At 70.6% G+C, this 14,492-nt stretch carries 6 protein-coding genes; 3 read left to right on the top strand and 3 right to left on the bottom strand.

Going from position 1 to position 14,492, the window contains the following annotated elements; genetic code table 11:
- Positions 1 to 11: 11 nt before the first annotated feature.
- The 3 genes from OG766_RS14930 to OG766_RS14920 are packed head-to-tail and all read right to left on the bottom strand — an operon-like array spanning position 12 to position 5,862.
- On the bottom strand, positions 12 to 4,661 hold the full coding sequence (locus OG766_RS14930) for a putative T7SS-secreted protein (protein WP_266379074.1): 4,650 nt from the start codon (positions 4,659 to 4,661) through the stop codon (positions 12 to 14).
- Positions 4,661 to 5,308 (bottom strand): hypothetical protein, encoded by a 648-nt coding sequence (locus OG766_RS14925; RefSeq protein WP_266379070.1) that lies wholly within the window; start codon positions 5,306 to 5,308, stop codon positions 4,661 to 4,663. Before OG766_RS14925 ends, OG766_RS14930 begins: the two co-directional genes overlap by 1 nt.
- Entirely contained in the window at positions 5,308 to 5,862 is a 555-nt protein-coding gene (locus OG766_RS14920) for an SseB family protein (protein ID WP_266379067.1), read from the bottom strand. The genes OG766_RS14925 and OG766_RS14920 overlap by 1 nt, the downstream gene beginning before the upstream one ends.
- 267 nt (positions 5,863 to 6,129) lie before the next feature.
- Here OG766_RS14920 and OG766_RS14915 point away from each other — a divergent pair, with 267 nt between their 5' ends.
- From OG766_RS14915 to OG766_RS14905, 3 genes are all read left to right on the top strand, one after another.
- Positions 6,130 to 8,739, top strand: a complete 2,610-nt coding sequence (locus tag OG766_RS14915) for a bifunctional FO biosynthesis protein CofGH (RefSeq protein ID WP_328725532.1) — start codon at positions 6,130 to 6,132, stop codon at positions 8,737 to 8,739.
- A 330-nt stretch (positions 8,740 to 9,069) separates the two neighbouring features.
- Entirely contained in the window at positions 9,070 to 13,017 is a 3,948-nt protein-coding gene (locus tag OG766_RS14910) for a tetratricopeptide repeat protein (protein WP_328725531.1), read from the top strand.
- 275 nt (positions 13,018 to 13,292) lie between these two features.
- Positions 13,293 to 14,408, top strand: coding sequence for an ADP-ribosylglycohydrolase family protein (locus OG766_RS14905; protein WP_266379059.1), 1,116 nt, complete (start codon positions 13,293 to 13,295; stop codon positions 14,406 to 14,408).
- Positions 14,409 to 14,492 lie beyond the last annotated feature (84 nt).

Below are 14,492 nucleotides of genomic sequence, written 5' to 3'. Positions count from 1 at the left end.
GCCCCGACGTCCTATCGCTCTTTGTAGTAGATGTGATGCTTGTCGCCGACCTGTTGGTACCGCTCTCCCATCATATCCACGTTATGACCGCCGCCCTTCGGCTGTCCGGCATGGAAATGTGGATAGGGGGCGTTTGGGTCATTTGTGTGCTCGGCGATCACCCGAGTGCCCTGTGGCGTTTCGTATTGGTAGTAGCGTCCGTGGGCGCCCGGGTTCGGGTCGTACATGTAATTGCTCGTCCGGTGACGCTGCGTTTGATCGGCGCCTACCTCCCACTGCTTGACCGGCTGCTGACTGTTTGGTACTCCTGCTCGTTCACGCGCGGTGTTAAAGGCTTCAGTCCGTTTGTCGAAGTATTGGTTGCACGGAGCGAGACCAAGTGGATCACTCCAGGTGTGCGGATTGGGGACGTATGCCACCGGATTTGGAGCGGGTGCCAGGCCGAGAAGGTCTGCGGAAAGATACCGCCCCGTCTCGGGGTCGTAGTGGCGGTGGAAGTTGTAGTGGAGCCCCGTTTCCGGGTCGAAGTACTGCCCCGGAAAGCGCAGTGGCGTGTACGCCGTGCTTGAGTTCGCCCACGTTGTCGTACCCCACAGAGTGCTCCGTGTGTGCCAGGCCAGGGTGCCCGACTCGTCGACGAGTTCGGTGGGGGCTCCCACCAGGTCGGTGACGATGGCGAAGAAGCGCTCGTCGATCGCCGCCTGTGGGGCATCGGCCGACAGGATGCGTTCCGTCTGGGTGAGGGGGTGCAGGCCGTCGTAGTCCCAGGTCAGGGAGACCGGGTTGGGAAGCTCCGCGGACGCGGTCGTCTGCTCGCAGAGGGTTGCGCCGTCCCAGGTGAAGGAGACTTGCTCGATGACGGTGACGCCGTCGTCGGCGAGGCGCTGTTTCGCGACGCGGCGGCCCAGGGCGTCGTACTGGTAGCGCCACACCGCACCGTCCGGGGTGGTCGCCGAGACGAGGCGGTCCTCCGCGTCCCACTCGTAGCGCCAGGTGTCGGGCTTGCGCGACAAGCGGGACTTCTGGCGCAGGACGATGCGGCCTTGGGCGTCGTGTTCGTAGCGGACGTTGCCCGCGCGGGTGATGCGGGTGCCGGTGTAGGCACGCGCGCCTGTCGCCTCGTGGCCCGGATGGGCGGAGGGCCAGGACGCCTCGGTCTGGTTGCCCGCAGCGTCGTAGGCGTAGCGCTCGGTCCAGTTCGCGGCGTGGACGGCGGTGACGCGGCCGTCCACGTCCAGGTCGAACGTTCGCGCACCAGAGAGCTGGTCATCGATGCCGACGAGGTAACCGTCCGCGCGGTAGGTGTAGCCGCGCCGCTGGAGGCTGCCGCTCGCGCCAGTGACGTGCTGGTCGACGAGACGTCCCATCGCGTCGAAGGCGTGGGTGAACGAGACGGTCTCGCCGATGTGGCGCGCCAACTCCTGGCCTATCGCATCACGTTCGAAGGTGAGGGTGCGGCCCGAGGTGGTCAGCTCCGTACGGCGGCCCGCCGCGTCGTACGACCAGCTGCTGACGGCCCCGCCCGGTGTCGTCCTGCCCGTCCGGCGGCCTAGAACGTCGTACTGGAAGGCGAGTTTCCGGCCGTTCACCGTCTCGGACCTGAGACGGCCGTAGCGGTCGCGCAACCGGGTCAGCGTCGCGTCCTGGTTCGCCGCCGTCGCGAGTTCGTCGAAGATGTCGTACTCGTACGTGGTGACGGAGCCCTCGACGTCCTTGCGGGTGATCTGGCCCAAGGCGTTGTGCTCGAACCGCACGCTCTGGCCGAGACCGTTCTTCCGGGAAGTCAGCCGCCCCGCCGCATCGTAGGCGTAGCCGAGGGCCCTGCCGTCGAAGTCGGTCTCCGATATGAGCCGGCCCGCCGCGTCGTACTCGTACGACCAGGTCAGGCCCTGCGGATTGGTGACCCGGGTCAGACGCAGATTTGTGTCGTGCGAGAACTCGTACCGCACACCGTCCGGCCCGGTCCGGGCCACGAGGAGGTCGAAGTCCGTGTACTCGTATGCGGTGACACCGCCCATGGCGCCGGTGTGGCCGGTGCAGTTGCCCTCGCCGTCGTAGGTCCACGACTGCGCACTGCCGTCCGGCTCTACGCGTCGCGCGAGCTTGCCCTCGACCGTCCATTCCAGGCGGGTGACCGCCCCGAGCGGGTCGGTGAGGGCGACCGGCCGGCCGAAGGCGTCCCGTTCGTAATGAGTCGTGGCGCCCAGTGGATCGGTGATCTCGACGGGAAGTCCCGCCTTGTCACAGCGCACGTGACTGGTGTGGCCACGAGCGTCCGTCACCGATGCCAGGTGACCGACTTCGTCGTATGTGAACCGTGTCGTCGCACCCGACGCGTCCGTCACCGAGGTGCGGTTGCCGCGTTCGTCGTACGTCTGGCGGGTCACGGTGCCGTCCGTTCCCCGGATGCGCACCGGCAGCCCGAGACCGTCGTACATCGCGGACAGTTCCCGGCCGTCCGGACGGCTCACGGTGATCGGTCTGCCGTCCGCGTCGTAGGTCGTCGTGGTGACACGGCCGAGCGGGTCGGCGGCGGCCAGGAGCCGGTTGTGGCGGTCGTACTCGAAGCGTGAGACGTGCCCGTTCGCGTCGATCTCGGCGACTACCTGCTGACGCTCGTTGATCACGTAGCGCTTGGTGTTGCCCAGACCGTCGGTCATCGAGGTCGTCCGCAGGCCGGTGTCCGGGTCGGTGTCGTCCCAGGTGAAGCGGGACTCGACATGGCCGTTCGTACCGGATTGGTACACGCACCGGTCGAGGTCGTCGTAGACGTAGTCGTAGTGGCTGCCGTTGGTGTCGGTCCATGACGTCATGCGGCCCAGGTCGTCGTAGCCGAAACGCACGGGCCGGTCCGAGGAGTTGATGACCTCGGTCAGATGGCCGTCCGTGTAGCCGTACCGCAGGATCTCCTGGTCCGAGCCGTCCGGGGCCGCTCCCGCGAGGTGCAGCGCGGAGACCCTGTCCTCGTCGGTGGTGATCTTCAGGTGGTAGCCGCCGTGGTGGACGATCGACGTCGGTGCGCCGGATTCGTCGTGGTCGAAAGTGATCCAGTGGCCGTTGCGGTCGTCGATCTGAGCCAGGAGCGCCAGTTCGTCGGTGTGGTCGGCGAAGTGGAAGACCCGTCCGGTGTCGGGATCGGTGATCGTGTAGCCGTCGTCCGTACGGTCCAAGGGCCAGCGCCTGCCGTGCGTGGGCAGCACGGGTATGCCCGGCGCGGGGTGGGGGTAGGCGAGCAGACTGCCTTCGTCGCAGGCGAAGACGATGCCCTCGGAGTCGATCTCCAGGCGTTGGTCCACGGTGCTGGACCAGGTCGGACCGAACCAGCCACCCGCTCGGTACGAGGAGTCGAAGGAACGCCGGAACACCAGAGGCAGGGAGCCTGGCAGGACGATGTCCGTCTGCGGCAGCAGCACCCGCCCGCTCGCGACGTCGACCGGGTCTCCGTCGCACTTCGTCTCACTGCACTGCTTGCCCTTGCCGTCGGGATCCTTGGTGTGACCGTCCCGTGCCTTGGTCGGCGGGCTGTCGGCGAGGTCCTTCATGCCTGCCCTGAGCCCGCCCCGGAGGAGACCACCGCCCTTCGTGCCGACCGCCTCCGGGAGGAGCCGGCCCCAGAACTCGCTCGGGTCGCTCTTGAGCGACTCCCACGCGCCCTTCAGGGCGCGGTCCGGGTTCGCTGCGGTGGAGGCGAGCCCGGCCAGGGTCATGTTGAGACCCTTGTAGTACTCGGCGGGGTGGGTCAGGTTGTAGGGGTCGGTCGGGTTGATGGAGCGGACGAAGTTGAGCAGTCCCGCGGTGCCTTTGATGACGCCACCGGCCAGATGGGTCGTCTCGATGCCCTGGGCGAGTCCGTAGTCCAGGAGTTCGAGCTTGAGCTGTTCGCGACCCGTGGGTTCCTTCGGGGCATGGGCCAATGCCTCGGTGACGGCCGTCTTCGCCGTCTCGCCTGCCTCGTTGCGGTGCCGACGGGCTTCCTTGAGGACCTCCTGCGCCCGCGCGCGCTTCGCCTTGCCGGGATCGGTGAAGGGGCCTGGCCGAGGCGGCGGGTTGTCGTTGTTGCGGGCGGCGTTGTAGGCGTCGACCTTCTTGTTGTACGCGTCGGCCGCCGTCTTGGAATCCGCGTCGCCCTCCTTGTAGAGGGCGATCGCCTCCCTCGCCTTGCTCTGGGCGCTGATGACCGCAGTGGAATACGTCTCCAGGGCCTTCGCCGCGGTCTCGAAGGCGTCGGCGGCGTGCAGCCAGTCGGTGGGCAGCGTCTGGGCCTTCTTACGGAACGCGTCGGCCGCCTCGCCCTTCCAGTGGCTGGAGTCGAGCTTCTTCATCCCTCCGCCGACGAGTTCGAACGCCTTCTGGAAGTCCCGCAGGTTCTTCACCGTCGAGGCGATCTTCTCGGGGTTGCCGTGGATGAGTTCGTCGGCTTCCTCGGTCTGTCCGAGCTGCTGCTCGCCCACCTCCGCACCCAGTGAGGAGGCGGTTTCGTCACCCCAGTCCTCGACGCCGTCCGCCCAGTCGTGCGCACCGACCTTGTCCAGGCCCTCGCCGACCTTGTCCGTCGTCCAGTCGATCCCCTCGCCGACCTTCTCCTTGGCCGTGTCGATCCCGTCGTCGACGATCTCGATGCCCTTGTCGAGGGCTTTGCCCCAGTCCCCCAGGTCCACCATCAGCCGTGCTCCCCCCACCGCGGCTCTTCGGCCTGCGCGATCGTCTCCTCGGACGGGTCCAGCGCTTCGCGCAGCTGTGCGTCCGCGGCGTCACGTTCCTTCGAGTCGATCAGGCCCGAGCGCTCCCAGGAGTCCAGCTGCGCGTCCATGACGTCGTAACCGGTGTTCTTCCAGGTCTCCTTCACTTCTCCGTGCGCCTCGGAGAACGACTCGGCACTCCAGTCCGCGTCGTCGAACCAGGTCTGGGTGCTGATCTCGTCCCAGTCCTTGGCCTTGACCTCGTCCTCGCTCAGGTGCGGATTCCCGTTGACCGAATTGACGCCGATCTTGATCGAGTCCTTGACGTACTGCTCCTGTTCGGCGAAGGAGCCGGCCGAGAGGCCCACGGCCTGCGCGAACCCGTTCCCTTTCAGGGTCAGCGCCCGGACGCCCCACTCCCAGCGGTCGCAGAACGTCCGGAACTGGTCCGTCAGCCCGCCGTGTCCCAGCTCCAGCCCCGACAGGCCAAGCTCCGAGAAGCCGCGCCCGGCGGACGCCTCGCCGATCATGCCGAGGTCCTTCAGCTCGGAATGGGCCAGATCGATGCCCTTCACGATGTTGGCGAGCGCCTCCGGCGGCGCCTGAAGGTCAGCGTCTTTCCCGCTCATCACGTACCCCCCGAATCACCGAGATCAACTGCCGCCGCGTCGGGCACGATGCCTTCGACCGGCGGGAACAACATGCCGTCGTCGCTGCCCGCGTCCAGCGCCACGCCGCCGGGCCCGGCCAGCATGGGCACCATCACGTCCAGCAGCCGCGCGCCGAGGATCGTCCGGTACTTCCACTCGCGCCGGGTGTTTCCCTGGACCTGGGCGAACCGCGCCAGAGCCTCCTCGTCGGAGAAGGCGCAGATCCAGCGGACACCGCCCTGGTCGGCGGTCCAGAGGCTGCCGTAAGCATCCAAGGGCACCAGCACGGCGGTACGCCGGAATTCCCCGAGCAACCGCGCAAACCCCCGTCGGGCGGCGGCCGGCGCATCGTCCGCAGTCTGGACGCGGGACGTGCTCGTCACCGGCGGCGCGCTCGCCGAGGGCGCCTGTCCGGCGTCGGGTGTGGGCGCCTCGGCCTGCGGAGGTGACGGAGGGGATATCGTCCAGTCCGCCAACTCGGCGAGTTTTGAGGGCTGGTCGCGCCCTGGTATGTCGTCCCCGTTGTCAGTCACACGCGGAATGCTGTCATGGGCCTCTTCCCGAACGCAACGAACTGTATCGGGCGTTTACGGGGTAAAACCGGCGGTCCGGGCCAGGCTGGAGGTCAGGGAGCGCCTCGCCCGAGCGCCTCCCCCGGACGCCTCGCCCGAGCGCCTCCCCCGGACGCCTCGTCCGGAAGGTTTCCGGGAACGGTGCGCGTTCCTCCGTGCCCGGTGATTTCGAGGCATACGTCCGGGCCTGTGACCTTCCCCGTCGGTGGGCGCTCGTATGCTCGCTGCATGACGGATCACCAGGCCGCAGACCAGGCTGGAGAACAGCCCGGACGTCCCACCGCCAACGCCATGCGCCGCGCCCTCAGGCGTGCCAGGGACGGTGTTGCCCTCGACACCGGCGAGGCCGCCGTGCTGTTGCAGGCGCGCGGGGAGGATCTCGCGGACCTGTGCGCGTCCGCGGCGCGGGTGCGGGACGCGGGGCTGGAGGCGGCCGGGCGGGCCGGGGTGATCACGTACTCGAAGAGCGTGTTCATCCCGCTGACCCGGCTCTGCCGCGACAAGTGCCACTACTGCACCTTCGCGACCGTCCCCGGGAAGCTGCGGCGGGCCGGCCACGGGATGTTCATGTCGCCGGACGAGGTGCTGGACATCGCACGGCGCGGGGCCGAGCTGGGCTGCAAGGAAGCGCTGATCACGCTCGGGGACAAGCCGGAGGACCGCTGGCCCGAGGCGCGTGAGTGGCTGGAGGCCGAGGGCTACGACGACACCATCGCGTACGTACGGGCCATGGCGATCCGCATCCTGGAGGAGACCGGGCTGCTGCCGCACCTCAACCCCGGGGTGATGACCTGGACGGACTTCCAGCGGCTCAAGCCCGTCGCGCCCTCCATGGGCATGATGCTGGAGACCACCGCCACCCGTCTGTGGTCCGAGCCGGGCGGCCCCCACCACGGATCGCCGGACAAGGAGCCGGCGGTACGGCTGCGGGTGCTGGAGGACGCCGGACGCAGCTCGGTGCCGTTCACCAGCGGGCTGCTGATCGGGATCGGTGAGACGTACGAGGAGCGCGCCGAGTCGCTGTTCGCGCTGCGCCGGATCTCCCGTGCCTACCACGGCATCCAGGAGCTGATCATCCAGAACTTCCGCGCCAAGCCGGACACGGCGATGCGTGGCATGCCGGACGCCGAGCTGGACGACCTCGTCGCGACCATCGCCGTCGCCCGGCACATCATGGGACCGTCCGGCTGTCTCCAGGCCCCGCCGAACCTGGTGGACGAGGAGTACGGGCGGCTCATCGCGGCCGGTATCGACGACTGGGGCGGCGTGTCGCCCCTGACGCCCGACCACGTCAACCCCGAGCGGCCGTGGCCGCAGATCGAGCTGCTCGCCGAGCGATCCGCCGACGCCGGCTTCCGGCTGCGCGAACGACTCGCGGTCTACCCGGAGTTCGTGCAGCGCGGCGAGCCCTGGCTGGACCCGAGGCTCCTGCCGCACGTACGGGCGCTCGCCGACCCGGCGACGGGCCTGGCCGACGCGGACGCCATGCCCGTGGGCCTGCCGTGGCAGGAGCCGGACGAGGGGTTCACGGCGAGCGGCCGTACCGATCTGCACCGCACCATCGACACCGATGGGCGGACCTCCGACCGCCGCGACGACTTCGACGACGTGTACGGCGACTGGGAGTCCCTGCGCGAGGCCGCCGCGCCCGGCATGGTGCCGTCGCGCATCGACACCGACGTACGGCAGGCCCTGGCCACGGCCGCCGACGACCCGACGAGGCTCACCGACGACGAGGCCCTCGCCCTGCTGCACGCCGACGGGCCCGCCCTCGACGCGCTGTGCCGCATCGCCGACGAGCTGCGCCGCGATGTCGTCGGCGACGACGTCACGTACATCGTCACGCGCAACATCAACTTCACCAACGTCTGCTACACCGGCTGCCGCTTCTGCGCCTTCGCCCAGCGGCGCACGGACGCCGACGCCTACACCCTCTCGCTCGACCAGGTCGCCGACCGGGCCCAGCAGGCGTGGGACGTCGGCGCGGTCGAGGTGTGCATGCAGGGCGGCATCCACCCCGACCTGCCCGGCACGGCGTACTTCGACATCGCGCGGGCCGTCAGGACCAGGGTCCCCGACATGCACGTGCACGCCTTCTCACCCATGGAGGTCGTCAACGGGGCCTCACGCACCGGGATGTCGATCCGCGAGTGGCTCACGGCCGCGAAGGAGGCCGGGCTCGACTCGATCCCCGGCACGGCCGCGGAGATCCTCGACGACGAGGTGAGGTGGGTCCTGACCAAGGGCAAGCTGCCGACCGCCACCTGGATCGAGGTCATCACGACGGCGCACGAGCTGGGCATCCGCTCGTCGTCGACGATGATGTACGGGCACGTCGACCAGCCCCGGCACTGGCTCGGCCACTTCCGTACGCTGGCCCGGATCCAGCAGGAGACGGGCGGGTTCACCGAGTTCGTGACGCTGCCCTTCATCCACACCAACGCACCGGTGTACCTGGCCGGAATCGCCCGGCCCGGGCCGACGACCCGCGACAACCGCGCGGTGACGGCCATGGCCCGGCTGCTCCTGCACCCCCACATCCCCAACATCCAGACCAGTTGGGTGAAGCTCGGCGCGGAGGGCGCGGCCGAGATGCTGCGCTCCGGCGCCAACGATCTCGGCGGCACGCTGATGGAGGAGACCATCTCCCGCATGGCCGGGTCGAGTTACGGCTCGTACCGCTCCATCCAGGACCTGACCGCCATCGCCGAGGCCGCGGGCAGGCCGGCCAGGCCCCGTACGACGCTGTACGGGGAGGTCCCGGCCGAGCGGCAGCGGACCGCGGTGGCGTCCGACGGGCATCTGCCGGAGCTGCTGCCGGTGTTGGAGCAGGGCTGAGACGCGTGGGCGACGGCCTGACCGGCTGGTCCGGCTGGGCCGTCTGGGCCGTCTGGACCGGCCAGACCGGCCAGACCGGCCAGACCGGCGAGACGGGCCGGTTCGGGCTGAGGTCCGCTGAGCGGCAAGTTCGGGCTGAGTGGCGTTGACCGGCCGGTTCGGGTTGTGTGGCCTTGACCGGCCGGTTCGGGCTGAGACCTGCTGACACGGCCCCTATGGGCTGGGACACTTGGCCGCATGGCCGGGGGACGATCTTCCATACCTTCACCACCTTCCACACCCTCCACACCGTCGCGAGCTTCTCGCTCCTCGCGCTCCGCTCGACCGTCGATGCAGGAGCTGATCCGGCGCCGCAGACGCGCCGGATTCGTGGGTCGTCGGGATGAACTCGCGGTGTTCCGGGACAACTTCGACGTACCGCCGGAGGACGAGCGGCACCGGTTCCTGTTCCACATCCACGGTGACGCCGGGGTCGGCAAGAGCTCCCTCGTGCAGGAGCTGCTGCAGCTCGCGGAGGAACGCTCCGCCGTCACCGCGACCGTCGACGACTCCGTGAGCAGCGTCCCCGAGGCCATGGCCGCCATCAGCGAGCAGTTCGGCAGACAGGGCCGTCCGCTGAAGGCCCTGGACCGGATGCTGGCGACGTACCGACAGCGGCGGCACGAAGCGGAATCGGCGTCCGCCGCGCTGATCGGGCAGCAGGAATCGCCCGCCGGGCCCGAGGGCGGCGCCCTCCCGGCGCCCCTGAACCCGCTGTCCCCGCCGATGCCGACGCCGAGCAGCATGATCGTGGCCCAGGCCGGACTCATCGGCCTCGGCATGCTGCCTGCCATCGGCGCCTTCGCGGGAGCCGCCGACCCGGCGCAGATCGCCCGGGGAACGGACCGGCTGCGGGCAGCGCTCAGCGCGCGGTTCGGCAAACAGGAGGACGTCCAGCTGGTCCTCGATCCGCTCCAGGTCCTCACCCCCGTGCTGGTCTCCGAGCTGGAGAGGGTCGCCACGGACACCGCGCCCTGGATCGCGCTGTTCTTCGACACGTACGAGCGCACCGGTCCCTTCCTGGACACCTGGCTGCGCGATCTGATGACGAGCGACCGGTACGGCGCACTCCCCGCACATGTGGTGATCACCCTGGCCGGGCAGGGACGGCTCGACCCGCGCTGCTGGGCGGACTGCGCCGACTTCGTCTGCGACCTGCCGCTCGCCCCCTTCACCGAGTCCGAGGCGCGCACGCTCCTCACCGCGAAGGGCGTGGTGGACGAACGCGTCGTACAGGACGTGCTGAGGCTCTCGGGCCGGCTGCCCGTGCTGGTCAGCACCCTGGCCGAGAATCCGCCCACCGACCCGGACGACGCGGCCGACCCGAGCGTCACCGCCGTGGAGGGCTTCCTCAGGGGCGAGCACGACGAGGTGCGCCGGGCGGCCGCGCTGGCCTGCGCCCTGCCGCGACGGCTCGACGAGGACGTGTTCCGGGTGGCGGTCGACGAGGAGGGGTTCCGCGCCGTGGTCGACACCGACGCGGCCGGGCTGTTCGGCCGGCTGCGGGCGCTGCCGTTCGTCAGCGAACGCGGCGGCCGGGTCCAGTACCACGACGTCGTACGCGCCCCCATGCTGCGACTCCAGCGCATCAGTTCACCGCAGCGCTGGCGGGAGCGGCACACCCGCCTCGCGGAGGCCTTCGCGGGATGGCGTGAGCGGGCCGCCGAGGGCCAGGACCCCGACGAGCTGTGGGCGTACGAGCCCTGGCGCGAACTCCGCCTCGCCGAGACGTACCACCGGCTGTGCGCCGGTCCCGCGCCCGCACTGCCGCAGGCGCTCCGTGACGGCATCGACGCCTGCGACGAGGGCGCGGCCGCGGTGCGCCGCTGGGCGCGGACGCTCGCCGAGGCGGGGGAGGACTCCGATGCGGAGGTCCTCCGCCGCTGGGGGCAGGACTGCCTGGAGGCGCTGACCGACGAACGGCACGAAGGGCAGGAACGCCACGGACGGTCGGACCAGTCCGACCAGTCCACCCAGTCCGACCAGTCCGACCAGTCCGACCAGGGCGATCAGGGCGATCAGGGCGGCACGATACGCGTGCTCGGGATCCTCCTCGCCCGGGGACGGCTGACCCCCGAAGCACGAGCCACCGCGCTCGTCGTCCGCGGCCGTGACCACCGGGATGCCGACGAGTTCGAGGCGGCACTGGCCGACTTCACCGAGGCGCTCACTCTGGCCCCCGAACTGGCCAGGGCCCACTACGGTCTGGGCGTCACCCTGGCCAGGACCGGGGACGTCGAGGGAGCGCTGACAGCGCTGGACGAGGCCGAGCGGCTGTCACCCGACACCGCCTGGATCATCGGCGAACGCGGGGAGACCAAACGGCAGTTCGGCCGCTACGAGGCGGCGCTCGCCGATCTGGACCGGGCGGTCGCCCTCGATCCCTCCGACGCATGGGCACTGGCCTCACGCGGCCAGGCCAAGAACCAGCTCGGCCGGTACCAGGAGGCGCTGGCGGATCTGGACCGGGCGATCGAACTGGACCAGGAGTACACCTGGGCGTTGATCCGCCGCGCCGGCGTCCGCCGGGCCCTGGGCGACGTCGAGGCGGCACTGGCCGACCTGGACCGGGCGGACCGCGTCTCGCCGGACCACGCGTGGATCCACGGGGAGCGCGGGGAGATCCTGCGGCTCGCCGACCGGCACGACGAGGCCCTCCCGGCGTTCGACCGGGCCATCGCGATCAGGCCCGACTACGACTGGGCGTACGCGAGCCGCGGCATGTCACTGCACGAGCTGGGTCGGCACGAGGAGGCGCTGGCGGATCTGGACCGGGCGATCGAACTGGACCAGGAGTACACCTGGGCGTTGATCCGCCGCGCCGGCGTCCGCCGGGCCCTGGGCGACGTCGACGCGGCGCTCGCCGACCTGGAACGGGCGCGGACGATCGAGCCGGACAACGCCTGGCTGCTCTTCCAGCAGGGCGAGACCCTCACGCTCGCCGACCGGCACGACGAGGCCGTCACCGCGTTCGACCGGGCCATCGCGATCAGGCCCGACTACGGCAGGGCGTATGCGAGCCGCGGCATGTCGCTGCGCGAGCTGGGCCGGCACGAGGAGGCGCTGGCGGATCTGGACCGGGTGGTGGAGCTGGACGAGTCCGATGTCTGGGCGCTGGTCCTCCGCGCCGTGGTACGCCGGGGGGCCACCGGGGACACCGCGGGGGCACTGGCCGACCTGGAACGGGCGCGGACGATCGAACCGGACCACGCGTGGCTGCTCTCCCAGTACGCGGAGACCCTCCGGCTGATCGGCAGGACGGCCGAGGCCGTCAGCGCGTTCGACCGGGCGGTCGCCCTGGCGCCCGACGACGGCTGGGCCGTCGGGAGCCGGGGACAGACCCACCACGCCCTGGGGCAGTACGACGAGGCGATCGCCGATCTGGACATGGCCGTACGGCTGTTGCCCGAGACGGCATGGGTGCTGGCCGAACGGGGTGAAGTCCATGCGACGGTGGAGCAGTTCGAGGCCGCCTACCGGGATCTGGACCGGGCGATCGAGCTGGATCCGCAGTATCGCTGGGCGCTGGCTTCCCGGGCACACCTGCATCTGAGCACCGGCAGGCCGCTGCGGGCCCTCGCCGATCTCGACCGGTGCCTCGCGCTCGGCCACGACCCGGCCCGGACCCACGTCCGGCGTGCTTCGGTGCTGCTCTCGCTCGGGAGGATGCCGGACGCGCTGGCCGCGCTGGACACGGCCGAGGAGGCAGGGGCCGACTCGACCCGTGCCCTCGCTTCCAGGACGGAGGCTCTGCGGCGGTCCGGCCGCTACGACGAGGCGCGGGCGGTGGCGCGTCGCCTGCTCGAAACCGAACCCTGCGAGGGATCCTTCCACCTCGCGATGGAACTGGCCCTGCGGGAAGGCCTGGAGTCCGCGGCCCCGCTCTTCCGCGACGCCGAACGCCTCCTCCTGACGGACGAGGAACCGCCCGGGCCGGCCTCGCCGCCTTCCCGCACCCAGGCCGGCGAGCTGGCCGTGACGGCCTGCGCGCTCGGCGACTGGGCGCGAGCGGACAGGCTCCTCGACCTCTTCCTCGCCACCGGGTCCGTGTACGACGAGCTGGCCGACGCAGCCGCCTACCTCACCGAACTGGCGCGCTGCCCGCGTGCCGACACCACCCGGCTCGCCGAACGGCTCCAGCGCGTGACGGAGGTCCGGGACGCGCTGAAGCCGGACGACGACATCGCGGACGACATCGCGGACGACATGGCGGACGACATCGCGGACGAGCCGAGCTGACGGCGCTCGCACGCAGGCAGGCGACTGTCAGTTGTCCGCGGTCAGTTGTCAGGCGCCGACAGCGGGCTTCGTGACACGAGTAAGCAGGGCCATGCGGCGGATCCTGCGAGCCGGGCGCGACGCACGCGGAAATCCACCGTGAACAGTGATCAAAACCGGCCAGAAGGGCGACCGCCCACATACCGCTTCACAAGCCCTCCCGGCTGGATTGCGCCCATGAAGCGATCTCGTGCGGTCTATTACAGTTCTGCGCACGAGAAGGGAGGGGAGGCCGCGTGACGACAGCAGCCACAGCAGTCTGGGGCCGTGCCGAACAGCAGGACTTCCGCGCCCGGGTACGCGGCTGTCTGCTGGGCGGGGCCATCGGTGACGCGCTGGGCGCCGGTGTCGCCGAGCTGACGGTCGACGACATACGGGCCGCCCACGGCCCCGACGGTGTCGCCGACTTCGTCCCCGCGTACGGCAGGCGCGGCGCCGTCACCGCCGCCACCCAGCTGACCCTCTTCACCGTCGACGGCCTCATACGCGCCCAGGTCCGCCGCGACACCGGCGCCTGGCACCCGCCCACCGACGTGCACCGCGCCCATCTGCGCTGGGCCGCCACCCAGCGCGACTGGGGGCCCGACGAGCGCCGCAAGGACAACGGCTGGCTCGCCCGCGAGGAGTGGCTCTACGCCCGCCGCGACCCGGCTCCCGCCTGTCTCACCGGGCTCGGTGACGAAAGCCTCGGCACGCTCGACAAGCCCAAGAACCCGACCGCGCGCGACTCCGGAGCCCTGGTGCGCTCCGCGCCGTTCGGCCTGCTCGTGGGCTGGGAGCCGCAGCTGGTCTGCCAGCTCGCCGTGGAGTGCGCGGCGCAGACCCACGGCCACCCCACCGCGTATCTCTCGGCCGGGGCCTTCGCCGTCATCGTGCACGGGCTGGCCCGCGGCGAGACCGTCGACGGCTCGGTCCAGCGCGCCCTCTCGCTCCTCACGCCCAGGCCGGGCCACCAGCCCGTGACCGACGCGCTCAAGCAGGCCCTCGGCGCCGTACGCCAGGGCATTCCGAGCCCGGCCAGGATCGCCGCCCTCGGCAACCCGGAGAACGCCGAGGACGCCCTCGCCGTCGCCGTCTACTGCACCCTCGTCAGCGAGGACATCCGCCACGGCCTCCGCCTCGCCGTCAACCACGACGGCCCCTCCCACACCACCGCCACCCTCTGCGGCGCCCTCCTCGGCGCCCTCCACGGCGAGACCGCCCTGCCCCCCGCCTGGCTGGCGGAGCTGGAGGGCCGCGCCACGGTCCTCGAACTCGCCGACGACTTCGCCATGGAGATGACCCAGGGCCCCGCCCTCCACGGCCCGTCGGTCTCCGCCCAGGGCTGGCTGCACCGCTACCCGCGCGGCTGAGGGGCTGAGGGGCTGAGGGGCTGAGCCGCTGAGTCGCTGAGCGGCCAGGGCCGGCGTACCGTGCGCCTCCGCTCGTGGCGGGCC

Source organism: Streptomyces sp. NBC_00259 (assembly GCF_036181745.1).
GTDB lineage: Bacteria > Actinomycetota > Actinomycetes > Streptomycetales > Streptomycetaceae > Streptomyces > Streptomyces pratisoli.
This window is presented reverse-complemented; position numbering and strand designations above follow the sequence as displayed.

What these genes read in the sequence shown, in the direction of transcription:
- OG766_RS14930 (WP_266379074.1), bottom strand. Translation starts at nt 4,661, where the DNA reads ATGGTGGACCTGGGGGACTGGGGCAAAGCCCTCGACAAGGGCATCGAG.
- OG766_RS14925 (WP_266379070.1), bottom strand. Translation starts at nt 5,308, where the DNA reads ATGAGCGGGAAAGACGCTGACCTTCAGGCGCCGCCGGAGGCGCTCGCC.
- OG766_RS14915 (WP_328725532.1), top strand. Translation starts at nt 6,130, where the DNA reads ATGACGGATCACCAGGCCGCAGACCAGGCTGGAGAACAGCCCGGACGT.
- OG766_RS14910 (WP_328725531.1), top strand. Translation starts at nt 9,070, where the DNA reads ATGCAGGAGCTGATCCGGCGCCGCAGACGCGCCGGATTCGTGGGTCGT.